This window comes from Microbacterium lacus, from assembly GCF_039531105.1.
Taxonomy (GTDB): Bacteria; Actinomycetota; Actinomycetes; order Actinomycetales; family Microbacteriaceae; genus Microbacterium; species Microbacterium lacus.
The window spans coordinates 85,260-107,055 of sequence record NZ_BAAAPK010000001.1 but is presented as its reverse complement, the minus strand read 5'-3'; the positions used below and the strand labels follow the sequence as shown (position 1 = coordinate 107,055).

Sequence of the window (21,796 nt, the reverse complement as noted above, 5' to 3'; positions counted from 1 at the left end):
GCGTGGTCAGGGGCGGGTCGCCTCCTCGAGCAGCTCGAGGACGTGGCGGTAGTCTTCGCCGGTCGCCCGCGTCATCCCGATCTCACACGTCCGATTGCACGACGCATGGGCGTCGCCGGCGAGCTCCCGCACTTCGGCTGCCTCGGCGGCCGTGGCCGATGCCGTCAGCTCGGGGTGCAGCATCCCACGGTCGCCGGCGAAGCCGCAGCACCCCCACGCATCCGGCACCGTGGTCCGCGTCGCCACGGCCGCGCCGATCGTCGCCAGGGCGGGGTCAAGGCCCATCTGCGTGGACGAGCACGTCGGATGAAGCACGAGCGAGTCCACGATCGGCTTCACCGACCCGAGGGAAGGAAGCACCGTTCGCGCGATGAAGGCGACGGCGTCCTCGGTCGGAAGGTCGAGGTCCGCATCCTCGAAGATGTGCGTGAACCCCTCCGTGCAGCTGGCGGCGTCGCTGACGATCGGCAGCCGCCCGCCGTCCGACGCGGCCGTCACCGCGGCGATCACGCGGCGCGCCATCGTCTCCCGCCCGCCGGTGTATCCCTTCGACGTCCACGGCGTGCTGCAGCAGAGGGCCTCGACACCCTCCGGCACGATCACCCGCACGCCCGCACGCTCGATCAGCCGCACGAACGCCTCGGTCACACCGATGCCGCCAGCGGCGGGCCCGAACATGCTGTTGACGCACGCGGGGATGAACACCGCGATCGGCCCGGCACCCCCCGAGCCGATCAGTCCGGCCCGCGGGCGTCGCGCGGGGCCTCCGGGCGGCAGGTCGCGTGAATACGCGGGGACGGTGTCCGCCCCGAGCACCCCGCGGCCGAGGCTCGTCGCCGCGCGGACCGCACCGACCGGCATCCGATCGGCCCCGGTGAGAGCCATGGATCCCGCGCGGGTGACCGGACCCCAGGCCTTCGCGGCCGCGCCCCACCCGGCCGCGAGCACGGGGTTCTGATTCTCGCGGCGCAGTCTCTTCACGAGCGCGCCGGTGTTGATGAGCACGGGGCAGGCGGTCTGGCACATGCCGTCCACCGCGCACGTGTCCACGCCCTCGTAGTCGTAGTCGCCCTCGAGGTCGCGCGCGAGGGCCTCGTCTCCGGCCGCCCGGGCGCGCTGCATCCCCCGCCGCACGACGATGCGCTGCCGCGGGGTGAGGGTCAGATCCTTCGAAGGACAGGCCGGTTCGCAATACCCGCACTCCACGCACCGATCGGCCTCCGCCTCGATCGGCTGCGGCTGCTTGAAGTTCTGCAGGTGCGCCGCCGGGTCCTCCTCGATGATCACGCCGGGGTTCAGGATGCCGCGCGGGTCGCACAGCCGCTTGATCTCGCGCATGACCTCGAAGAGCTCGTCGCCGTACTGCCGTCGCACGTACGGGGCCATCGCCCGGCCCGTGCCGTGTTCGGCCTTGAGGTTTCCGCCCGCCTCCAGCACCAGGTCCACCATCGCCTCGGTGAACCCGGAGAACCGCCCCATCGCCTCGTCGCCCTCGAACCGGTCGGTGAGCATGAAGTGGATGTTGCCGTCCTTAGCGTGGCCGAAGATCACGCTGTCGCCGTACCGGTACTCGGCGAAAAGCTCCTGCAGCGAGGCACACGTCGGCGCGAGCGCCGGGACCGGTACGACGATGTCCTCGAGGAGCGCCGTGGTGCCGCTCGGGCGGGCGCCGGCAACCGAGGTGTACAGACCTTTGCGCAGCTTCCACGCGAGTGCGCGCTCCGCGGCATCCTGCGACAGGTCGGCGGGGGTGCGCAGTGGCAGCTCGGAGAGCAGATCCGCACCGCGCGCGACGAGCTCGTCGAGCTCGCCTTGCTCCGCGGCCTGGTATTCGATCAGCAGCGCGGCCTCGGAGGCGACCTCGAACCCACGGATCTGCGGGGGCGCGTCGGCGAGACCCTGACCGACGCGGAGACTCGCGGCATCCATGAGCTCGAGCGTCGCCGCGCGCGACGAGACGAGCGCGGGGAGTGCCCGGGCTGCGTCATCCAGGTCGGCGAAGACCGCGAGCGTCGTCGCGACCTTCGGCTTGATCGGCACCGTGCGGTAGGTCGCCTCCGCCACGAACGCGAGCGTTCCCTCGCTGCCGACGATCAGATGGCTGAGGATCTGGACCGGGCTCTCGAAATCCAGGAACGCGTTGACGGCGTACCCCATGGTGTTCTTCATCGAGAACAGTCGGCGAATCGCCTGCACCGATGCCGGGTTCCGCGTCACCCTGCGCTGCAGGCGCAGGAGTCCCTCGAAGAGCTCGGGCTCGGCGTCCCGCAGCCGCGCGTTCGCGTCCGGATGACTCGTGTCGACGATCGTCCCCGAGGGCAGCACGAAGACGAGCGACTCGAGAGTGCGGTACGTGTTCTCCACGATGCCGCAGGCCATACCGCTGGAGTTGTTGGCCACGACGCCGCCGATCGTGCAGGCCACTTCGCTCGCCGGGTCGGGGCCGAGGCGGTGGCCCGTGGGGGCGAGGCGGGCATTGACCTGTCGGACGGTCGCGCCCGGCTGCGCGCGAACCCGGGTGCCGCCGTCGAGCACGTCGATCCGCCGGAACGCCTTCCGCGTGTCGACCAGAACCCGATCTGTGCTCGCCTGCCCCGACAAGCTCGTGCCTCCGGAGCGGAACGTCACCGGGGTGCCGGTATCGCTCGCCCATCGGAAGACGTCCGCGACGGCTGCGGGGTCCGCTGCGATGATCACCGCATCCGGCGTGAGCAGGTAGTGCGAGGCGTCGGACGCGTACGCGACCCTGTCGATCGCGCGGGTGCTGAGGTTCGCCGGAGGTTGAGTGTCCCCGACGCGCCGTGACTCATGCCGGGCGAGCAGCGTGTCCTGGACACTCGGCCGCCGGGTCGACCGCAGGCTCACGGCGCGACCGGGACCATCCAGCCGAGGATCGGCGTGGACTGCAGATAGATGAAGGCGGTGAAGACGGCCAGCAGGCCCAGGCTCCACCAGATGAGGCGGCGGAAGAGGTCGCCCTCCTTGCCCGCCATTCCCGCGGCGGCGGCGGCCACCGCCAGGTTCTGCGGCGAGAGCATCTTGCCGAGCACGCCCGCCGAGGAGTTGGCGGCGGCGGTCAGGATCGGGTTGATGCCGACCTGCTCGGCGGTCGTGGCCTGCAGGAGGCCGAACAGCGCATTGGAGGAGGTGTCCGATCCCGTGATCGCGACGCCCAGCCAGCCGATCATCGGCGAGAGGACCGCGAAGAACGCGCCGGTGGCGGCGAGGGCGGCCCCGAGGCTCTGGGTCTGCCCGGACAGGTTCATCACATAGGCGAGCGCGAGCACCGCGGTGACGGTGACGATCGTGAAGCGCAGCTGGTGGAGGGTCGCGCCGTAGGCGCGAACGGCCTCCCGGGCGGAGAGTCGGTACAGCAGGGCGACGATGATGCCCGAGATGAGCAGGAGCGTGCCGCCGGTGCCGAGGATGTTGAGCTTGTAGGCGGTTCCCACCGGGTTGCCTGCGGCATCCGTGATCTCCAGGCCCGGCCACGGGAAGGTCACCGTCGTGGCGTGGGCGAGGAAGTCCTTCACGATCGGGATCTGGGAGATCGAGAAGATCACGATGATGACGACATAGGGCATGACGGCGTTCCACGTCAGATTCGCCTTCGTCCGAGTGGACTGGTCGATCTTGCGGCCGGCGATCACCTGGACCGAGGTGGTGGTTCCCGAGACGGATGCTGAGCCCACCGCGTCGGCCTCGTCGGCGGCCCGCTCGAAGACGACGGTGTGCGAGGGCTTCCAGACGCGCAGCATCAGCAGGACCGCGATCACCGTCACGACGGAGGCGACGACATCGGTGATCTCCACGGCGATGAAGTTCGAGGTGATGAACTGCGAGATCGCGAAGGCGAGACCGGCGACGACGGCGACCGGCCATGTCTGACGGACGCCTCGCCTGCCGTCCACGATGAAGACGAGGATGAGGGGGACGAACATCGCGAGGAACGGCGTCTGCCGACCCGCCATCTGCGAGAGCAGGTGGATGTCGATGCCCGTCACGCCGGACAGCGCGATGATCGGCGCGGCCATCGCGCCGAACGCCACCGGAGCGGTGTTGGCCAGGAGGGAGACGACAGCGGCCTTCACCGGCTTCATCCCGGCGGCGATCAGCATCGCGATCGAGATCGCGACCGGAGCCCCGAAGCCGGCGAGGGACTCCAGCAGTGCGCCGAAGCAGAACGCGATGAGGATCGCGAGGATGCGCTGGTCGTCGCTGATCGCGCGGATGCGTTCGCCCAGGACCTCGAACCACCCGGTGACGACGGTGAGCCGGTACAGCCACAACGCGTTGACCAGGATCCAGAGGATCGGCACGATGCCGTACAGCGCGCCCTCGAACGTCGCGCTGAGAGTCTGGATAGGCGGCATCCGCCACACGAGCACCGCGAGCAGGATCGACATCGCCAGGCCGATCAGGGACGCCTTCCACGCTTTCACCCGGAACACGCCGAGCAGGACGAACAGGGTCGCCAGGGGGATCACCGCGACGAGGGCGGACATCACGAGCGACCCGAATACGGGATCCAGGATCTGTTGGAACACGGCCACTCCACTCGGCTTCGAGTCGGCACGCGCGATGATGCGCTCGCCGCCGCGACCATCGCGGTATTGATAGATTGTCAGACAAGTGCACCTGCTTGTCAAGACTTCATGTCTCTCATTCGTCGTAGAATGGGCTTCGGATCGGTGTTCGCTCCAGAATCGGTCCGCCGACTCAGGAGTGCGAATGCCCAGAATCGCCGTCGTCTCGATCATCGACGCCGTGACCGAGGACCTCCGCCGGCGCGTGCTCGCCGGAGAGCTCGAGCCCGGAACACCGCTCGCGGAGGTCGAGGTCGCCGACGAGTACGAAGTCGCCCGCCCGACAGCGAAGGCGGCGATCGAGAACCTCGTCCGAGAGAGGCTCTTCGAGCGCAGCGCCCACAAGACCGCGCGCGTCGTGCGGCTCACTCCGGCTGACGCCCGCGACATCTACCGCACGCGTCACGTGGTGGAGTCCGAGGTCGTGCGCACCCTCGCCCGCGAGGGACGCGTGCCGGAGGGGGCCCGGGAGGCCAACCGCGACATCGCCGCGCTCGTCAACGCCTCGCCGCGCGAGATCATCGAGCCGGACATGCGCTTCCACCGGAGCCTCGTCGATGCGCTCGGCAGTGAGCGCACGAGCCGGCTGTACGACGCTCTCGCCTCCGAGGTCGTGTTCTGCATGTCTCAGATCCAGGGCGCGGCTCTGCTGTCGACCGAGGTGATCGCGGGCGAGCACGACGAACTCCTGCGGCTGATCGAGGCGGGTCGGGGCGAGGAGGCGGCGGTGCTCCTGGCGACCCACATCGGCCGAGCCCGCGAGAAGCTCGCCGAGCGACTGGGTGGGGAGCCCGGCCCCGAGGCGTTCGCGCCCGGCGTCGGCGGCTGATCTCAGCCGCGCCACTCGGAGGCCAGGACCGCGTAGATGCCGGTGTCGGCCCACGCGCCCTTGAACCACATGTGCTCGCGGAAGTGCGCCTCGTGACGCATCCCCAGGCGCAGGCAGAGGGCGACGGATGCCGCATTCCGCGGATCCAGCTCGGCGTACACGCGGTGCAGGCCGAGCTCGCCGAACGCCAGGTCGAGCATGAGCGCCGCAGCCTCGCGCGCGTACCCGTGACCCTGTGCGGACGGGGCGAGAAGCCATCCGATCTCGGCGGTCGCATCCTCGGTGCTCGTGATCTTGAAGTAGATCGTGCCGATCAGTCGGCCCTCGGCATCCCGGATCGCCGGCTGGACGAAATCGCCCGCCTCGGCCAATCGGGTCCCCGCGGAATCACGGGCGAGCACCTCCTGCACCTTCTCCCGGCTCCGCGGCTCGTAGAGCAGGTACCGGCACACCTCGGGATCGGACTGGATCGCGAACAGCGCGTCGAGGTCATCGGGGCGCGGCAGATCCAGGTGCACGCGGTCGCCGTGCAGCGGAGCGAAGTTCCAGGGGAGTCCCATACCGCCATCCTGGGACTTGAGTCCAGTCATATCAAGTTCATTTGACACGTTCGGCGACCCTCGGTAGGGTTGAGTCATCGCGGCTCAACCTGTCGGATCCGCGAGCGGACTTCACCACGAACCCCGGGGTCGCAGACCCCTGACACAAGGAGAGAACACATGCCCCGTGCTGTTGGAATCGACCTCGGAACCACGAACTCCGTCGTCAGCGTCCTCGAGGGCGGCGAGCCCAAGGTGATCGCGAACGCCGAGGGCTTCCGCACGACGCCGTCGGTGGTCGCCTTCACGAAGGACGGCGAAGTGCTCGTCGGCGAGACCGCCAAGCGCCAGGCCGTCACGAACGTCGATCGCACGATCTCGTCCGTCAAGCGCCACATGGGCACCACGTGGTCCTTCGACGTCGACGGCAAGAAGTGGACGCCGCAGGAGATCTCGGCCCGCATCCTCGGCAAGCTCAAGCGCGACGCCGAGGAGTACCTCGGTGACTCGGTGACGGATGCCGTCATCACGGTCCCCGCGTACTTCAACGACGCCGAGCGTCAGGCCACGAAGGAGGCCGGCGAGATCGCGGGCCTGAACGTGCTCCGCATCATCAACGAGCCCACCGCCGCGGCCCTCGCGTACGGCCTGGACAAGGGCAAGGAGGACGAGCTCATCCTCGTCTTCGACCTCGGTGGCGGAACGTTCGACGTGTCGCTGCTCGAAGTGGGCAAGGACGACGACTTCTCGACGATCCAGGTGCGCTCCACCGCCGGTGACAACCGCCTCGGTGGCGACGACTGGGACCAGCGTCTGGTGGACTACTTCATCAAGCAGTTCAAGGACACGACGGGCGTCGACGTCTCGGGCGACAAGATCGCGCTGCAGCGCCTCAAGGAGGCCGCGGAGCAGGCGAAGAAGGAGCTCTCCAGCTCCATGTCGACCAGCGTCAACCTTCCGTACCTGTCGCTGACCGACAGCGGCCCGGTGTCGCTGTCCGAGACCGTGACCCGCGCGAAGTTCGAGGACCTGACGAAGGACCTGCTGGACCGCACGAAGAAGCCGTTCGAAGACGTGATCCGCGAGGCCGGCATCAAGGTCGCCGACATCGACCACGTCGTGCTCGTGGGTGGTTCCACCCGCATGCCCGCCGTCGCCGAGCTGGTGAAGAAGGAGGCCGGCAAGGAGGCGAACAAGGGCGTCAACCCGGATGAGGTCGTCGCGGTGGGCGCAGCCCTCCAGGCCGGTGTCCTCAAGGGCGAGCGCAAGGACGTCCTGCTGATCGACGTCACCCCCCTGAGCCTCGGCATCGAGACCAAGGGCGGCATCATGACCAAGCTCATCGAGCGCAACACGGCCATCCCGACCAAGCGCAGCGAGACCTTCACCACCGCCGACGACAACCAGCCGTCGGTCGCGATCCAGGTCTTCCAGGGCGAGCGCGACTTCACGCGCGACAACAAGCCGCTGGGCACGTTCGAGCTGACCGGCATCGCGCCGGCTCCGCGCGGCATCCCGCAGGTCGAGGTCACGTTCGACATCGACGCGAACGGCATCGTGCACGTCTCCGCGAAGGACAAGGGCACCGGCAAGGAGCAGTCGATGACCATCACCGGCGGCTCGTCGCTGCCGAAGGAGGACATCGAGCGCATGGTCCGCGAGGCGGAGGAGCACGCCGCCGAGGACAAGAAGCGCCGCGAGTCCGCCGAGGTCCGCAACCAGGCCGAGACGCTCTCCTACTCGATCGACAAGCTGATCAAGGAGAACGAGGACAAGCTGCCCGAAGAGGTCAAGAACTCGGTGCAGGCCGATGTCGACGCCCTGAAGGCCGCGCTCGCGGGCGAGGACGACGACGCGGTGAAGACCGCGTACGACAAGCTCAACCAGAGCCAGTCCCAGCTCGGCGAGGCGATCTACCAGTCGTCGCAGGCCGCGGGCGAGACGCCCGACCCGGCCGCGAACGAGCCCGGTGCCGGCAACGTCCCCAACCCCGAGGAGGACGTGATCGACGCCGAGGTCGTCGACGACGAGGACGAGAACGAGAAGAAGTAGGACCATGACGGAGAAGAACTTCGAAGACCCGCAGGGCGACGAGGTTCGACCGGACGACGAGGGGTCGGAGGCGCAGGTCTCCGACCCCGAGTCGCAGGACGAGCTGACCGTCGACGACATCCTCGGCGCGGCACAGAACGCCGACGCCGCGGCGGAGGACGCCGTGATCGCCGACCTCGAGTCCGCCCTCCTGGTCGACCTGAAGCGCCTGCAGGCCGAGTATGCGAACTACCGTCGCCGCACGGAGGAGCAGCGCGAGCGCGAGATCGAGCGGGCCAAGGGCGAGGCCGTCAAGGGTCTGCTTCCGGTGCTCGACGACCTCGACCGCGCCACGAAGCACGGCGATCTCGTCGAGGGCACCGCCTTCGCCGCGATCGGCGACAAGGTGCGCGGCGTCGCCGAGCGACTCGGTGTGACCTCCTACGGCGAGGCCGGGGAGGCGTTCGACCCGCAGCAGCACGAGGCGATCTTCCAAGCGCCCACCCCCGGCGTGACCGAGCCGACGATCCTCGAGGTCGTCGAGGTCGGCTACCGGCTGGGGTCGGTCGAGCTGCGTCCGGCCAAGGTCGTCGTCGCGGTGCCGGCCGAATAACCGAGGGAGCACCGTATGGCCAGTCAGGACTGGTTCGACAAGGACTTCTACAAGACCCTCGGCGTCGACAAGAGCATCAGTGACGCCGATCTGAAGAAGACCTATCGCAAGCTCGCGCGCACGTATCACCCGGACTCCAATCAGGGCGATGCGAAGGCGGAGGCGAAGTTCAAGGAGATCAGCGAGGCGTACTCGGTGCTCTCCGACGCCGAGCAGCGCAAGGAGTACGACCAGATCCGCGCGATGGGCGCGGGTGCTCCGCGCTTCACGGCGGGCGACCAGCCCGGCGGGTTCGAGGACGTCTTCAGCATGTTCGGCCAGGGTCGCGGCGGTCGCCAGCAGTCCCCGCAGGACTTCGACGACATCTTCAGCATGTTCAACCAGACCCAGGGGGGCGGCTTCGGCTCGGGCCGGTTCGGTCAGTCCACCGGCGGATTCCGTGGGTACGGCGGTCCGCAGCGCGGCGCCGACGTGACCGCGCGCACCACGATCGACTTCCTCACCGCCACGCGCGGCGAGACGATCACGCTCCAGGGCGAGGACGGTGCTCCGTTCAAGGTGAAGATCCCGGCCGGGGTCTCCGATGGGCAGAAGATCCGCCTGCGCGGCCGGGGTCGCCCCTCGCCCGACGGCGGGGAATCCGGCGACATCGTCGTCCAGGTCGCGGTGCGGCCGCATCCGGTGTTCACCCGCGACGGGTTGAACCTGCGCGTGACCGTCCCCGTGACCTTCACCGAGGCGGCCCTCGGCGCCACGATCGAGGTCCCGACGCTCGGCGGCGACCCGGTGAAGCTGCGCGTCGCTCCGGGCACGCCATCCGGCCGCGTTCTGCGCGTGAAGGGGCGGGGCGTCGAGACCGCGAAGGGCACCGGCGACCTGCTCGCCGAAGTGCAGGTCGCGGTCCCGTCGCACCTCGACGAGGCGGCTCGCGAAGCGCTCCAGCGCTTCCACGACCTCGAGCCCAAGGAGAACCCCCGCGCCGACCTGATGAGCAAAGCGCGCGGATGACATGATGCTGGCAGACGCCGGCGCGAGGAGGTGACACGGGATGCCGCAGGAACGAGAGATCGATGAGGATGCGCCGATCTTCGCGATCGCCGTCGCCGCCGAACTCGCCGGGATGCATCCGCAGACCCTCCGCCAGTACGACCGGCTGGGGCTCGTCGTCCCCGCCCGCACCCAGGGCGGCTCGCGCCGCTACTCGACGCGTCACGTCGAGCAGCTGCGCGAAGTCGCCCGGCTGTCCTCGGACGGCATGAGCCTGCCCGCGATCGCGCGGATCATCGAGCTCGAGAACCACGTGCAGGAACTGCGCGTCCGGGTCCGCGACCTCGAGGCGCGCATGCGCGCCGAGCTCGAGAACCGACCAGGTGCGCGGGTGTTCGCCGCCGGTGCGACAGGATCGGTCATCACCTTGAAGCAGGGTCGCCGCGTGCGGCGCGCGACCGACATCGTCATCTGGCGCCCGCGGCTCGCGCTCGAGCAGGATCCGGCGGACGGCGCGGAGGGCTGATGCGGCGCGCGCTCGTCGTGCGCGGCGGATGGGAAGGCCATCAGCCTGCCGAGGCGACCGAGATGTTCGTGCCGTTCCTGCGGGAGGACGGGTTCGCCGTACGGGTGGAGGAGTCGACGGAGGTCTACGCGGACACGGCTGTGATGGCGGATGCCGATCTGATCGTGCAGTGCGTCACGATGTCCTCGATCACGCGCGAACAGGTCGCGGGGCTCCGCACCGCCGTCGCGTCCGGAACCGGGTTCACCGGCTGGCACGGCGGCATCGCCGACTCGTTCCGCGAATCGGCGGACTATCTCCAGCTCGTCGGCGGGCAGTTCGCGGCGCACCCCGGCCTGGACGGTGAGTACGCGGTGTCGCACGAGATCGCCTTCACGGAGCTCGGACGGCGGCATCCGATCACCGGCGGGCTGGCGGACTTCACGCTGCGCACCGAGCAGTACTGGGTGCTGACCGACGACCTCAACGATGTGCTCGCGACGACGACGCATCCGGCGCGCGCGGGCGAGCCGTGGCAGCGGGCGGTGACGGTCCCGGCGATCTGGACGCGGGAGTGGGGTGCCGGCCGCATCGTCGTCTGCACGCCCGGCCACGATCTCGATGTGCTCGCGCACCCGACGGTGCGCACGGTGATCGAGCGCGGCATCCTCTGGGCCGCCCGCCCCGCCCGCTGACCGCGTCCGCGCCCCTTCCCTCCGCCGAGGTGGTGGGTCCTCCGCCGAGGTGGTGGGTCTTTCGCCGAGGTGGTGGGTCTTTCGCCGAGATGGTGGCCCGTCGCCCGAGCCCCAGCGGGTCGCAACCGCCCTGTCGAACGCCGCCCCTAGAGTGCAGTCGTGACCATCGCGAACGCCGTGAAGGCGCCTGATCCGGCCAAGGGGGAGACCGAGGCCACCCAGCGCTGGTCGCGGATCACCTACTGGCCGCTCGCGGTCGCTGCCGCGGTGTTCCTCGTGACCTACACGGTGCACGTCGTCGGCGAGGTGCAGGGCGATTGGTCGATCCTCACGACGGCGATCATCGCCATGATCTGGCTCATGTTCATCGGCGAGTATCTCGTCAAGCTCCGGCTGTCCGATCCGCGCCGGGTCTGGTTCCGCGCCCACAAGTTCGAGCTCCTGCTGGCGCTCATCCCGGCGCTGCGCCCGGTGCGGCTGCTGGACGCGGTCACGCGGCTGCCGCAATTCACGCGGACCGCCGGCAACTCCATCCGCGCGCGCCTGCTGACCTACGGTGTCGGCTCGGCGCTGCTGCTCGTCTGGTACATCTCGCTCCTCGTGCTGCAGGCCGAGCGCGGCGCACCGGGGGCGACGATCGACTCGTTCGGGGATGCCGTGTGGTGGGCCTTCTGTACGGTGACCACCGTCGGATACGGGGACCTCGTGCCCGTCACGATCTCCGGACGCTGCGCCGCGGTCGTCCTGATGGTCGGCGGTGTCGTGCTCGTGGGCCTGGTCGTCGCGACGATCTCGTCGTGGGTGGTCGAGCGGGCCTCGCGCGGCCACGAGGATGAGATGCCCGCGAGTCGCGCGGATGTGAAGGCGCTGACGGTGCAGCTGCAGGCAGCGGCCGCGCGGGTCGCCCGCGAACGCTCCGGCGACAGCGGGCAGGACCAGCCGTGAGTCTCTTCGGGCGCCCGGCACCCGCCGTTCCCTCCCCGCCGGTCCTCTCGCCGACGCTCCGCGTACTGATCGGGCTGGCGGCGACGGTCATCGCGCTCGCCGGCCTGTTCTTCGCCCGCGAGCTCGTCGGGCCGCTCGTGCTCGCGGCGGTCATCGTGATCATCTGCCATCCCGTTCGGCATCCGCTCGAGAGATGGGGATGGCCGAGCTGGGTGGCGACGACGGGCGTGATCGTCGTCGCGTACCTCATCCTCGGCGTGCTCGGCGTGCTGCTGTTCTTCGCGGGGACCCAGTTCGTGCGCCTCGTGGCCGACTACGCCGACGAACTGCAGGCGACCGCGCAGGCGGTCGTGACGTGGTTGGGGTCGCTGGGCCTGGATCAACAGGCGTCGGATGCCGCGGCATCCGCTCTGCAGCCGGCCACGATCGTGAACTTCATCGCCTCTCTCGGCGGAACGGCGCTCGGCATCCTGACGGCCCTCTTCTTCGTGCTGGCATACGTGATCTTCATGGCCGCGGACGGTGCGCGCTACAGCCGCGCCGAGACGGTCTTCGGCGCAGCGGCGCGGCCGACCGTGAAGCGGTTCCGCGCGTTCAACACCGGGGTGCGACGGTATTACGTCGTCAACGCGAGCTTCGGTGCGGTCGTCGCGATCATCGACGGACTGGCGCTCTGGGCGCTCGGGGTACCGGCGCCGGCGGTCTGGGCGATCCTCGCGTTCGTGACGAACTTCATCCCGAACATCGGATTCGTGATCGGCCTCATTCCGCCCGCCCTGCTGGCGCTCGTGGTGGGCGGCTGGCCGCTCGCGCTCGCCGTGATCGCGATCTACTGCGTCGTGAACGTGACGCTGCAGGTGCTCGTCCAGCCGAAGTTCGTCAGCGACGCGGTGAGCCTCAGCCTGACGCTGAGTTTCTTCTCGGTGATCTTCTGGACGTTCGTCATCGGGCCGCTCGGGGCGATCCTCTCGATCCCGCTCACCCTGCTCGTGCGCGCCCTCGTGCTGGAGGGCGACCCGGGCGCGCGGTGGCTGCGATGGCTGTCCGGGGATGCGCCGCCCTCCTGACCCGGTTTCTTCCGCCCGCCGAGGTGGTGGTCTTCTGCCGAGGTGGTGGTTCCTCTGCCGAGGTGGTGGTTCCTTTGCCGAGATGGTGGTTCTTCTGCCGAGGTGGTGGTTCCTTTGCCGAGGTGGTGGTTCCTTTTCCGAGACTGTGGGCACAATCTCGGCGGAAAACCCACCATCTCGGCGGAGAACCCACCATCTCGGCGGAGGAAGCACGATCTCGGCGGGCGGGGTTCACCCCTCCGGCATGAGGCACCGGAGCGGGGCGCACGCCTAGCCTGGCGCCATGTCCGACCCTGCCGACCGCCCGCCCGTGCCCGTCGCGGATGCCGCCCTCGCCGTCCCCGAGCGGCGGGGGATCCGCGCCCTCGTGGACCGACCGCTCGTCGTCGCCTTCATCGCCACGCTCGGGGTGCTCGGCGGGCTCATCCTCGGGTCGGCGATCGCCTCCATCACGACGATCCTGTTCTACATCGTGCTCGCGCTGTTCGTCTCGCTCGGCCTCGACCCGATCGTGCGGGTGCTGGAGCGGCGCGGCGTGAAGCGGGGGACCGGCATCCTGATCGTCTTCGTCGCGTTCGCGCTCCTCATCGCGGCATTCTTCGTGTTCGTGCTGCCGCCGATCCTCGCCCAGGTCGTCGAGTTCGTCCGCTCGTTCCCCGAGGCGCTGATGCAGGCGCAGCAGTCCGCCTGGTTCCTGGCGCTGCCACCCGACCTGCAGGATGCGATCGCCGTGGCCTCCGCCGAGGTCGCCGCAGCCCTGCGGCAGCCCGAGACGATCGCGGCGATCAGCGGGGGAGCGCTCGCCGTGGGCGTCGGCGTCGTCGCGGCGATCTCGGCGGGGTTCATCATCGTCGCGCTCACGCTGTACTTCCTCGCCTCCCTCACGGGAATGAAGCAGGCGCTCTACAGCCTCGCTCCGGCCTACAGCCGCCCCCGCCTGAGCGACATGACCGAGCGGGTCACCGCGTCGGTGGGCAGTTCGCTGCTCGGCTCGGTGACGCTCGCACTGATCAACGCCGGCGTCGTGTTCGTCCTGCACCTGCTCATCGGTTTGCCGTACCCCGCACTGATGGCCTTCATCGCGTTCGTGCTCACCCTGATCCCGCTGTTCGGCTCCGTGATCTTCTGGGTGTTCGGCACGCTCATCGCCCTGATCTCCAGTCCCACCCAGGCGCTCATCTTCGGCATCGCCTACCTGATCTACATCCAGATCGAGTCCTACGTCATCACGCCACGCGTCATGACGCGCGCCGTCGCGATCCCCGCCGCCCTCGTCCTGATCGGCGCGATGGTGGGCGGCACACTCGCCGGGGTGATCGGCGTGCTCGTCGCGCTGCCGGTCATGGCATCGCTGCTGCTGATCCTCCGCGAGATCGTCGTCCCGCGGCAGGATGCGAAGACCCTCGCTTCACCTCCGCCGGGTGATGCCGCACCCGACCCCCTCGCAGGAAGCTGACCGACATGGCTGACACCTCCGCTCCCACCCCCGACGTCGACCGGACGCACCTGCCGATCCGCGACGCGGTCTTCGCCGGCAAGATGGGCCGCACTCTCGATGCCTCCGTTCCCGACTGGGCAATCGTGCAGGACGTGCAGCCGCCCGCCGGTGCGCCGAACGTGCTCGTCGTGCTGATCGACGACGCCGGCTACGGCCAGGCGTCGACGTTCGGCGGGCCGATCGCCACGCCGAACCTCACGAAGCTCGCGGACGGCGGACTGCGTTACACCGGTCTGCACACCGCCGCGCTGTGCTCGCCCACGCGCGCGTCGTTGCTGACCGGCCGCAACCACCACCGCGTCGGCTTCGGCTCGGTCGGCGAACTGTCCGGACCGTTCCCGGGGTATTCGGGCGTCGTGCCGAAGGACTGCGCGCCGTTCCCGAAGATCCTGCAGCAGAACGGCTACTCCACGGCGGCGATCGGCAAGTGGCACCTGACCCCGAGCCGTGCCCAGGGCCCCGCGGGCCCGTTCGACCGCTGGCCGAGCGGCTGGGGCTTCGACTACTTCTGGGGATTCCTCTCCGGCGAGTCCGGCCAGTACGACCCGATGATCTACGAGAACGACGCGGTCGACCAGGCCTACGGCGGTCCGACCGACCGGGACTTCTACCTTCCCGACGCCCTGACCGACCGGGCGATCGCGTGGCTGCACGGCACGCGAGCGCACAAGGCCGACAAGCCGTGGTTCATGTACTACGCCACCGGCTGCGCGCACGCGCCGCACCACGTCCCGGAGGAGTGGTCGGCGGCGTACAAGGGCATGTTCGACGACGGCTGGGACGTGTACCGCGAGCGCACGTTCGCCCGGCAGAAGGAGCTGGGCGTTGTGCCCGCCGACGCCGAGCTCACCCCGCGCGACGACGCGTTCCCGGCCTGGGACTCGCTCACCGACGACGAGCGGCGCCTCTACGCCCGCCAGATGGAGGTGTACGCGGGCTACCAGGAGAACGCCGACCACAACGTCGGGCGCCTGTTCGACGAGATCGAGCGCATGGGCGAGTGGGACGACACGCTCGTGATCTACATCTGGGGCGACAACGGCGCGTCGCTCGAGGGAACCCTCACGGGCTCGTTCAACGAGCTCACGATGCAGAACGGCATCCCGCTCACGGGTGACCAGCAGCGTGCGCTGATCGACGCGTACGGGGGCCTGGACGCCTGGGGCGGTCCGGACACCGCGCCGCACTGCTCGGCGGCGTGGGCCTGGGCGGGGAACACCCCGTTCCAGTGGGGCAAGCAGGTCGCCTCCCACCTGGGCGGCACGCGCAACCCGATGGTCGTGCGCTGGCCGGAGCGCATCACGGACGCGGGGGCGGTGCGCGGGCATTTCGCCCATGTCAACGACATCGGGCCGACCGTGCTCGATGCGGCCGGCATCCCGGTGCCCGAAACGGTCGACGGGATCCCGCAGGTGCCGATGGACGGATCCAGCTTCGCCGCGTCGTTCGCGTCCGCCGACGCGCCCGAGCACCATCGGCAGCAGTACTTCGAGATCTACGGCAACCGCGGCATGTACAAGGACGGCTGGTGGGCGTCCTGCATGCTGCCGCGCATCCCGTGGGATGCGACGCCGAACACGATCCGGCGGTTCGCTCCCGGGGTGTTCGACCCCGACGCGCTCGAATGGGAGCTGTACCACCTGCCGGAGGACTTCTCGCAGGCACGCAATGTCGCCGCCGAGCACCCCGAGAAGGTGAAGGAGCTCGCCGACCTGTGGTGGCAGGAGGCGGAGGACAACAAGGTGCTGCCGCTCCTCGGAGGGATGTCGGCGTTCTTCGGCATCGTCCCCCCGCTGCGCGAGCAGACCCGCTGGACGTACTGGGGCGCGGACGTGCAGAACTCGCCGGCGGGCATCATGCCGCCGATCATGAACCGCTCGTACTCGATCACGGCCGAGCTCACCGTTCCGCCCGAGGGCGCGGATGGGGTGATCGTGGCGGCGTTCGACCACCTCGGCGGCTTCAGCCTGTTCGTCGACGGCGGCGTGCTCCGCCACACCTACAGCTTCATGGGCGTCGAGGTGTACCACCAGCAGGCCGATCGTCCGTTGCCGACGGGCGAGGTCACCGTCCGGCTCGATTTCGAAGCGGATGCCGCCGTCATGGCGCCGGCGGGTGCGCTGACCCTGTGGATCGGTGACGAGCTCGTCGGCGAAGGGCGTCTGGAGCACACCGTGCCGATCATGTTCAACGGATACTCCGGCATGGACATCGGCCGCGACAACGGCGAGGTCGTCGATCCGGTCTACGCGGACCGCGCTCCGTTCGCGTTCGCGGGCGGGATCCACCGCGTGGACTTCGACGTCCGACAGCCCGGCCGCCGCGAGGAAGCGGCGCTGCACCACGCGGAGGTCGCCGGGCAGCACGCCCGGCACATCGAGTCGTGACCTCCAGGCTCACGCGCTGACGAGGCCGAGCTGGGTCGCGTGCTGGACCGCCTCGGACCGCGAGGACACCCCGAGCTTGCGGTAGACCGACCGCGCCTGCGTCTTGATCGTGTTGCGCGACAGGTGCAGGCGGTCGCCGATCTCCTCGAACGACAAGTGGCTGGGCAGCAGGGGCAGGAGGCGCAGCTCGGCGCTCGTGAGCAGGCTCGCGCCGACAGCGTCGGCGCCCCCGAGGGGGCGCAGAGCGGCCGCGAGGTCGGCGGCCTGCTTCTTCAGGATGCCGGTCTCGGCGAGCCCGGCGAGGATCTCCTCCGCTTCGGCGAGCACGAGGCGGGCTCCCGCCGGATCCCCGAGCGACGCGGTCGCCCGCGCGATCCGCAGCCGCACCTGGACCGCGAGCCACGGCAGCTCGCGGCCGAGCGCGGCGCGATAGCCGTGGGCGCGCAGCAGATCGCGGTGCGCGGCATCCTTGTCCCCGGCGATCGCCGCCGCCTCCGCGCGCAGCGCGTACCCGAGAGCGGCGTGCGGATAGTGGGTGAACGGGCCGCCCTCCGCCGCATCGACGGCGTGCGCGATGGCGTCGGCGCTCACGCGTCCGGAATGCAGTTCGAGGCGCTCCGACAGCGCGAGCATCAGGGCCGGCGTCGCGCGCAGCTCGGCGCTCACGTGCGCGGCCTCCTCGAGGAGCCGGTGGGCGGCCCGGGCATCGCCGCACAGCCCCGCCGCGATGCCGCTCATCATGAGGACGGGCGCGCGCCAGGGGCTGGATTCCTTCACCCTGACCCGCGCGGCCTCCGCATCGCGCCGCATCCGCTGCACGCCGTCTGCGCACAGGTGGGCGCGCAGCGCGAGGAAGGCGACCTGCTCGTCGCCGTCGCCGAACGAGTGGACCTGGTAGAAGTCGCCCGCCGCCTTGGTCCACCGCCGTGCGCACACCTCGTCGCCGGTCATCATGCCGGCGTACGCGAACATCGTGGCCAAGTAGCCGTGCGTGATGGCGATGTCGGGGCCGATGGCGTGGATGATCCCGACGATCTCCTCGAGCTGTCCGGCGTAGAACATCGGGAGGACGACCTCCGAGAGCAAGTGCAGTGCCTGCTCCCGGTCGCCGTTCGCCAGGCGCAGCGCGAGGGCGGTCCGGGCGTCGCCGTGGGCGGCGAGCCAGTCGGCGCCGACCGTGCGCAGGCGCTTCGCCTCGGTGGGGTCACGGCGGTCCAGCTCGGCCGCGAGCGCTTCGCGCGCGAGGGGGAGCCAGCCGAACCTGCGTCCCTCGCGGTCCAGGGCGCTCACGAAGAGGTGCTCGCGCTCGAGTCGCTCCAGGAGCTCCTGCGAATCGCTCGACCCGCGCACGGCGTCGCACAGCGGACCGCTGAGCTCGTCGAACGGTGCGCAGTGCAGCAGGAAGCCCGTGAGCTCGTCGCCCAGGTCGTCCAGGACCTCGGACTGCAGGTAATCGCGGACCACGCGATCCGCCCCGGTGAACTCGGGGTCCTCGTCGCCGCTGCGACGGCCGAGCGCCACGCGCGCCAGCTGGAGTCCCGCCGCCCAGCCGCGCGTGCGGCGCAGGACACGACGAAGCTCCTCTTCGCCCACGTGCCCGCCCAGTACCTCGCGCGCGGCGCGTTCGTCGAGGGCGAGGTCGGCGTCGGAGAGGTCGACCAGGTCGGGCCGGAGCCGCATCGCCGTCAGCGCGCGCCGGTCAACGGCCCGACCCGAGACGACGACGGCGATCCCGGGCTGCAGCGTGAGCTCGGCGAGGGAGCGGACCACGAACGCGCCGCCGTCGGGATGCCGGTGCACGTCGTCCAGCACGACGACGACGGGCCCGGTCGCCCCCGTGACGATCGCGACCGCGTCAGAAGCGTCCGCCGCGGCCAGCCGGATGAACGGGCGGGAGTCGGCGGCCTCCCACTGACGCAGCAGAGTGGTCTTGCCCGCACCGGCGGTGGCGATCAGGGCGACGAAGCCGTCGCGGCCCACGAGAACCTCGTTCAGCGGTCGCTCGACCATGGAGCGGAGCATGGCGGTCCCTTTCCCCCGGAAGCGCACGTCACCTGCGGCGTCGATGGCCGCAGGCATACATTAGCCGGTGCTGCTAGGGCTCGATGCGCAGGACGTCGGGGGTCTCGCCGAGTGCGACGTCGTCGCTGATCCGAAGGCTCCGGGCGAGCTCGTCCACTGCTCCGATCACCGTGCCGAACCGCTCACGGTCGCTGCACACCGCCGTCACGGTCACGAAGCGGGTGCCGGTGTCCCACGTGTAGGTCGCGAACGGCGGGGTGCGCGGATCTTTCGGCAGCGGCATCGCGAGTTTCTCGCCGACGCCGAGGTAGGTCCCGCGGAACGTCTCGGTGTCGTCGTACTCCATCGGCATGCTCGCCCGGGCGGCGCGCAGCTGCGCGGTCGCTTCCTGCACCTGCGCCATCACCACGAGAAGCTCGGGATCGGCCTTCCACACCCAGACGAGGACGCGCCCGGCGGCGCGGCGCATGAGGAACGGCGTCGCCTGGCTCATCGCCCACGCCGCGAGTCCCCCACCCGGGCGGGACTGCACGCCGAGGGCCTGATTCGCCTGTGTCAGGAGCATCCGGATCGCGGCTTTGCGATGGCGCCGCCCGCCGAAACCGAACGAATCGGTGACCGCCACCCAGCGGGTCTTGTCGGCGTCTGCCTGCAGTCGGGCCATGCCTCCAGAGTAGGTGAGACCCCTATGCAGACGCTGGGGGAGTCAGACGTCCCGCGCGCAGCGGAAGCCGATGTGCGACATCCCGGTGTCCTCCGCTTGCGGGGAGCGGGCCGCGGGCCGGAATCGCACGCAGTACTCCATCGCGCACAGCTGCGATCCGCCCTTGAGCACGCGCCGCGGCGTGCGGAACCCGGGCTCGGCGCTCGCCGTCGCGAGCAGGTTCGTCCGCCTGCCGGCATCCACGGGGCGGTCGGACAGGCGCAGGTGCCGCGGGGTGTAGTAGTCGCTCGTCCACTCCCACACGTTGCCGATGAGGTCGACCGCGCCGTACGCGTTCGGCGGATACGTCCCGACCGGCGCGGTCCCTCCGCCGAAGTCCCCTCGCGCGTCGTACGGGAAGTGCCCGATCCACGTGTGCGCCTGCGGGATTCCGCCCGGGAAGGGGTCATCGCCCCACGCGTACCGCGTCCCCGACGCACCGCCCTGCGCGGCGAACTCGTGCTCGACCTCGGTCGGCAGCCGCTTGCCCGCCCAGGCGGCGTAGGCCTCGGCATCCGCGAACGCCACATGGACCACCGGATGCCGCAGCCGCTCATCGATGCCCGAGCCGGGTCCCTGGGGGTGGCGCCATGAGGCGCCCGGCTGCCAGCGCCACCAGGCGCGCCAGTCGGACAGGTCGACCGGTCCGGGGGTGGGCGTGAAGACCATGGATCCGGGCGCGAGCTCGGCGGGAGACAGGTTCGGGAACTCCGCCGCATCGAGTCCGCGCTCGGCGATCGTCACGTACCCCGTGTCGGTGACGAAGGCGGCGAACTCCTCGTTCGTGACGGGATGCCGGTCGAGGTCGAATGCGGCGACGTCGCGCTCGTGCACGGGCCGCTCGTCGGGGTAGAAGTCCTCCGACCCCATCAGGAAGGCGCCCCCGGGAATGCGCACCATGTCGTCGGCGGGGCGCTCTGCGGGCATGCAGCCAGGGTAACGGGGAGCGCGTGCGGCCCGTCTGCGCGTGCTGCGGTGAAGGGCCGGGGAGAAATCGCGTCATGCGGCGCTCGGTGCGCGGCAACGGGTCGATATCGCCCCGGCGTTTCATGCGGGGGTCCGGCCCGCGTCCAGGGGCCGGAAAGGGCGCTCAGGTACAGTTGAGGGGCACCGGCACCCCCTCGTGCGACCCGCCCCCGCCGCAGAGATTGGCAACCCGCATCCCGTGACCCCGTCCGAGACGCCCGACGATCCCCGCCCCGCCGGCCCCGACGAACGCCGACCCCTCACGATCCTGATCGGTGCCGACACGTTCTCCCCGCATGTGAACGGCGCGGCCCGCTTCGCCGAGCGCCTCGCCGCCGGGCTCGTCGCCCGCGGGCACAACGTGCACGTGATGGCCCCCGCCGCGCGGCGCCACGACCACGGCACGCGGGTCGAGGTCATCGAGGGGCAGCCCATGACGATGCACCGCATCCCGTCGCACCGCTATCTGCCCCACGACTGGCTGACCTTCGTCTTCCCGTGGATGGCCAAGCACTATTCGCGCAAGGTCCTCGACGAGGTGCAGCCGGACGTCGTGCACATCCAGTCGCACATCGTGATCGGACGCGGCCTGTCCCGCGAAGCGTCCAAGCGCGGCATCCCGATCGTCGCGACGAACCACGTGATGGCCGAGAACATCCTCGACTTCACGACGCTCCCCGACGCGCTGAACCGCGTCGTGGTGAAGCTCGCGTGGGCCGACGCGAAGCGGACGTTCGATCTGACCCGCGCCGTGACGACGCCCACGCGCCGCGCCGCGGACTTCCTGGAGTCCACGATCGAGATCGCGGACGTCATCCCGATCAGCTGCGGTATCGACAGGTCCAACTATCGGCCCGATCTCACGCCCCGCGCGCAGAACCGCATCCTGTTCGTCGGACGCCTGACGACGGAGAAGCACATCGACGTCCTGCTGAAGGCCGTCGCCCGGCTCGATCCGGCGCTCGACGTCCACGTCGACCTCGTCGGCGGTGGGGATCAGCGCAAGAACCTCGAGCAGCTCCGACACTCGCTCGGGCTCGATGAGCGCGTCACCTTCCACGGGCACGCGCCCGAAGAGGAGCTGCGCACGCTGTACAGCCAGGCGAGCCTGTTCGCGATCGCCTCGATCGCCGAGCTGCAGTCGATCGCGACGATGGAGGCCATGGCATCCGGGCTTCCGATCGTCGCAGCGAACGCGGTCGCGCTGCCGCACCTGGTCCACGACGGTGAGAACGGTTACCTGTTCGAGCCCGGCAACGACGAAGAGCTCGCCGCGCGCCTGACCGACGTGCTCACGGCGGCCCCGGCGGAGCGGCTCCGTATGCAGCAGGCGTCGCTGGACGGCGTTGCGATCCACGACATCAACCGCACGCTCGACACGTTCGAGGCGCTCTACCGCGCCGAACCGCTCCCGGCGTAGGCC

17 protein-coding genes are annotated in these 21,796 nt (G+C 70.0%); 11 read left to right on the top strand and 6 right to left on the bottom strand.

Going from position 1 to position 21,796, the window contains the following annotated elements; all coding sequences use genetic code 11:
* Positions 1 to 6: 6 nt before the first annotated feature.
* Both ABD197_RS00485 and ABD197_RS00480 read right to left on the bottom strand, forming a co-directional pair.
* The gene (locus tag ABD197_RS00485) at positions 7 to 2,823 is read right to left on the bottom strand and encodes an FAD-binding and (Fe-S)-binding domain-containing protein (protein ID WP_344055766.1); all 2,817 of its coding nucleotides are present in this window, start codon (positions 2,821 to 2,823) and stop codon (positions 7 to 9) included.
* Positions 2,824 to 2,861: 38 nt separating this feature from the next.
* Entirely contained in the window at positions 2,862 to 4,547 is a 1,686-nt protein-coding gene (locus ABD197_RS00480) for an L-lactate permease (RefSeq protein ID WP_344050498.1), read from the bottom strand.
* Between the two features lie 184 nt (positions 4,548 to 4,731).
* Between ABD197_RS00480 and ABD197_RS00475 the strand changes: the two genes are divergently transcribed.
* Entirely contained in the window at positions 4,732 to 5,415 is a 684-nt protein-coding gene (locus ABD197_RS00475; protein WP_344050497.1) for a GntR family transcriptional regulator, read from the top strand.
* A 2-nt stretch (positions 5,416 to 5,417) separates the two neighbouring features.
* Here ABD197_RS00475 and ABD197_RS00470 read toward each other — a convergent pair whose 3' ends face one another.
* Positions 5,418 to 5,975, bottom strand: coding sequence for a GNAT family N-acetyltransferase (locus tag ABD197_RS00470; protein WP_344050495.1), 558 nt, complete (start codon positions 5,973 to 5,975; stop codon positions 5,418 to 5,420).
* A 159-nt stretch (positions 5,976 to 6,134) separates the two neighbouring features.
* On the opposite strand from ABD197_RS00470, the gene dnaK reads away from it, so the two are divergent.
* The 9 genes from dnaK to ABD197_RS00425 all read left to right on the top strand — a co-directional run bounded on the left by dnaK (position 6,135) and on the right by ABD197_RS00425 (position 16,682).
* Positions 6,135 to 8,006, top strand: coding sequence for a molecular chaperone DnaK (dnaK, locus tag ABD197_RS00465; RefSeq protein ID WP_344050493.1), 1,872 nt, complete (start codon positions 6,135 to 6,137; stop codon positions 8,004 to 8,006).
* Between the two features lie 4 nt (positions 8,007 to 8,010).
* The gene (locus tag ABD197_RS00460; RefSeq protein ID WP_344050491.1) at positions 8,011 to 8,598 is read left to right on the top strand and encodes a nucleotide exchange factor GrpE; all 588 of its coding nucleotides are present in this window, start codon (positions 8,011 to 8,013) and stop codon (positions 8,596 to 8,598) included.
* 15 nt (positions 8,599 to 8,613) lie between these two features.
* The gene (locus ABD197_RS00455; RefSeq protein ID WP_344050490.1) at positions 8,614 to 9,606 is read left to right on the top strand and encodes a DnaJ C-terminal domain-containing protein; all 993 of its coding nucleotides are present in this window, start codon (positions 8,614 to 8,616) and stop codon (positions 9,604 to 9,606) included.
* 40 nt (positions 9,607 to 9,646) lie between these two features.
* The gene (locus ABD197_RS00450; RefSeq protein WP_344050488.1) at positions 9,647 to 10,111 is read left to right on the top strand and encodes a heat shock protein transcriptional repressor HspR; all 465 of its coding nucleotides are present in this window, start codon (positions 9,647 to 9,649) and stop codon (positions 10,109 to 10,111) included.
* Positions 10,111 to 10,785: a ThuA domain-containing protein gene (locus ABD197_RS00445; RefSeq protein WP_344050486.1), complete on the top strand. Its 675-nt coding sequence runs from the start codon at positions 10,111 to 10,113 to the stop codon at positions 10,783 to 10,785. Before ABD197_RS00450 ends, ABD197_RS00445 begins: the two co-directional genes overlap by 1 nt.
* Positions 10,786 to 10,944: 159 nt before the next feature.
* Positions 10,945 to 11,730: an ion channel gene (locus ABD197_RS00440; protein WP_344050484.1), complete on the top strand. Its 786-nt coding sequence runs from the start codon at positions 10,945 to 10,947 to the stop codon at positions 11,728 to 11,730.
* Positions 11,727 to 12,797 carry an AI-2E family transporter gene (locus tag ABD197_RS00435; protein WP_344050482.1) on the top strand — a complete coding sequence of 357 codons (1,071 nt, stop codon included), beginning with the start codon at positions 11,727 to 11,729 and terminating at the stop codon, positions 12,795 to 12,797. The genes ABD197_RS00440 and ABD197_RS00435 overlap by 4 nt, the downstream gene beginning before the upstream one ends.
* Positions 12,798 to 13,080: 283 nt before the next feature.
* Positions 13,081 to 14,253, top strand: a complete 1,173-nt coding sequence (locus ABD197_RS00430; RefSeq protein ID WP_344050480.1) for an AI-2E family transporter — start codon at positions 13,081 to 13,083, stop codon at positions 14,251 to 14,253.
* A 5-nt stretch (positions 14,254 to 14,258) separates the two neighbouring features.
* Positions 14,259 to 16,682: an arylsulfatase gene (locus ABD197_RS00425; protein ID WP_344050478.1), complete on the top strand. Its 2,424-nt coding sequence runs from the start codon at positions 14,259 to 14,261 to the stop codon at positions 16,680 to 16,682.
* Between the two features lie 9 nt (positions 16,683 to 16,691).
* On the opposite strand, the gene ABD197_RS00420 is transcribed toward ABD197_RS00425, so the two are convergent.
* From ABD197_RS00420 to ABD197_RS00410, 3 genes are all read right to left on the bottom strand, one after another.
* The gene (locus ABD197_RS00420; RefSeq protein WP_344050476.1) at positions 16,692 to 18,704 is read right to left on the bottom strand and encodes a winged helix-turn-helix domain-containing protein; all 2,013 of its coding nucleotides are present in this window, start codon (positions 18,702 to 18,704) and stop codon (positions 16,692 to 16,694) included.
* Positions 18,705 to 18,777: 73 nt separating this feature from the next.
* Positions 18,778 to 19,368, bottom strand: coding sequence for a hypothetical protein (locus tag ABD197_RS00415; protein ID WP_344050474.1), 591 nt, complete (start codon positions 19,366 to 19,368; stop codon positions 18,778 to 18,780).
* 42 nt (positions 19,369 to 19,410) lie between these two features.
* Positions 19,411 to 20,307, bottom strand: a complete 897-nt coding sequence (locus ABD197_RS00410) for a formylglycine-generating enzyme family protein (RefSeq protein ID WP_344055765.1) — start codon at positions 20,305 to 20,307, stop codon at positions 19,411 to 19,413.
* 265 nt (positions 20,308 to 20,572) lie between these two features.
* Between ABD197_RS00410 and ABD197_RS00405 the strand changes: the two genes are divergently transcribed.
* Positions 20,573 to 21,793, top strand: coding sequence for a glycosyltransferase (locus ABD197_RS00405; RefSeq protein ID WP_344050472.1), 1,221 nt, complete (start codon positions 20,573 to 20,575; stop codon positions 21,791 to 21,793).
* Positions 21,794 to 21,796: the final 3 nt, after the last annotated feature.

What these genes read in the sequence shown, in the direction of transcription:
- dnaK (WP_344050493.1), top strand. Translation starts at nt 6,135, where the DNA reads ATGCCCCGTGCTGTTGGAATCGACCTCGGAACCACGAACTCCGTCGTC.
- ABD197_RS00430 (WP_344050480.1), top strand. Translation starts at nt 13,081, where the DNA reads ATGTCCGACCCTGCCGACCGCCCGCCCGTGCCCGTCGCGGATGCCGCC.
- ABD197_RS00445 (WP_344050486.1), top strand. Translation starts at nt 10,111, where the DNA reads ATGCGGCGCGCGCTCGTCGTGCGCGGCGGATGGGAAGGCCATCAGCCT.
- ABD197_RS00475 (WP_344050497.1), top strand. Translation starts at nt 4,732, where the DNA reads ATGCCCAGAATCGCCGTCGTCTCGATCATCGACGCCGTGACCGAGGAC.
- ABD197_RS00455 (WP_344050490.1), top strand. Translation starts at nt 8,614, where the DNA reads ATGGCCAGTCAGGACTGGTTCGACAAGGACTTCTACAAGACCCTCGGC.
- ABD197_RS00450 (WP_344050488.1), top strand. Translation starts at nt 9,647, where the DNA reads ATGCCGCAGGAACGAGAGATCGATGAGGATGCGCCGATCTTCGCGATC.
- ABD197_RS00420 (WP_344050476.1), bottom strand. Translation starts at nt 18,704, where the DNA reads ATGCTCCGCTCCATGGTCGAGCGACCGCTGAACGAGGTTCTCGTGGGC.
- ABD197_RS00425 (WP_344050478.1), top strand. Translation starts at nt 14,259, where the DNA reads ATGGCTGACACCTCCGCTCCCACCCCCGACGTCGACCGGACGCACCTG.
- ABD197_RS00470 (WP_344050495.1), bottom strand. Translation starts at nt 5,975, where the DNA reads ATGGGACTCCCCTGGAACTTCGCTCCGCTGCACGGCGACCGCGTGCAC.
- ABD197_RS00460 (WP_344050491.1), top strand. Translation starts at nt 8,011, where the DNA reads ATGACGGAGAAGAACTTCGAAGACCCGCAGGGCGACGAGGTTCGACCG.
- ABD197_RS00410 (WP_344055765.1), bottom strand. Translation starts at nt 20,307, where the DNA reads ATGGTGCGCATTCCCGGGGGCGCCTTCCTGATGGGGTCGGAGGACTTC.
- ABD197_RS00415 (WP_344050474.1), bottom strand. Translation starts at nt 19,368, where the DNA reads ATGGCCCGACTGCAGGCAGACGCCGACAAGACCCGCTGGGTGGCGGTC.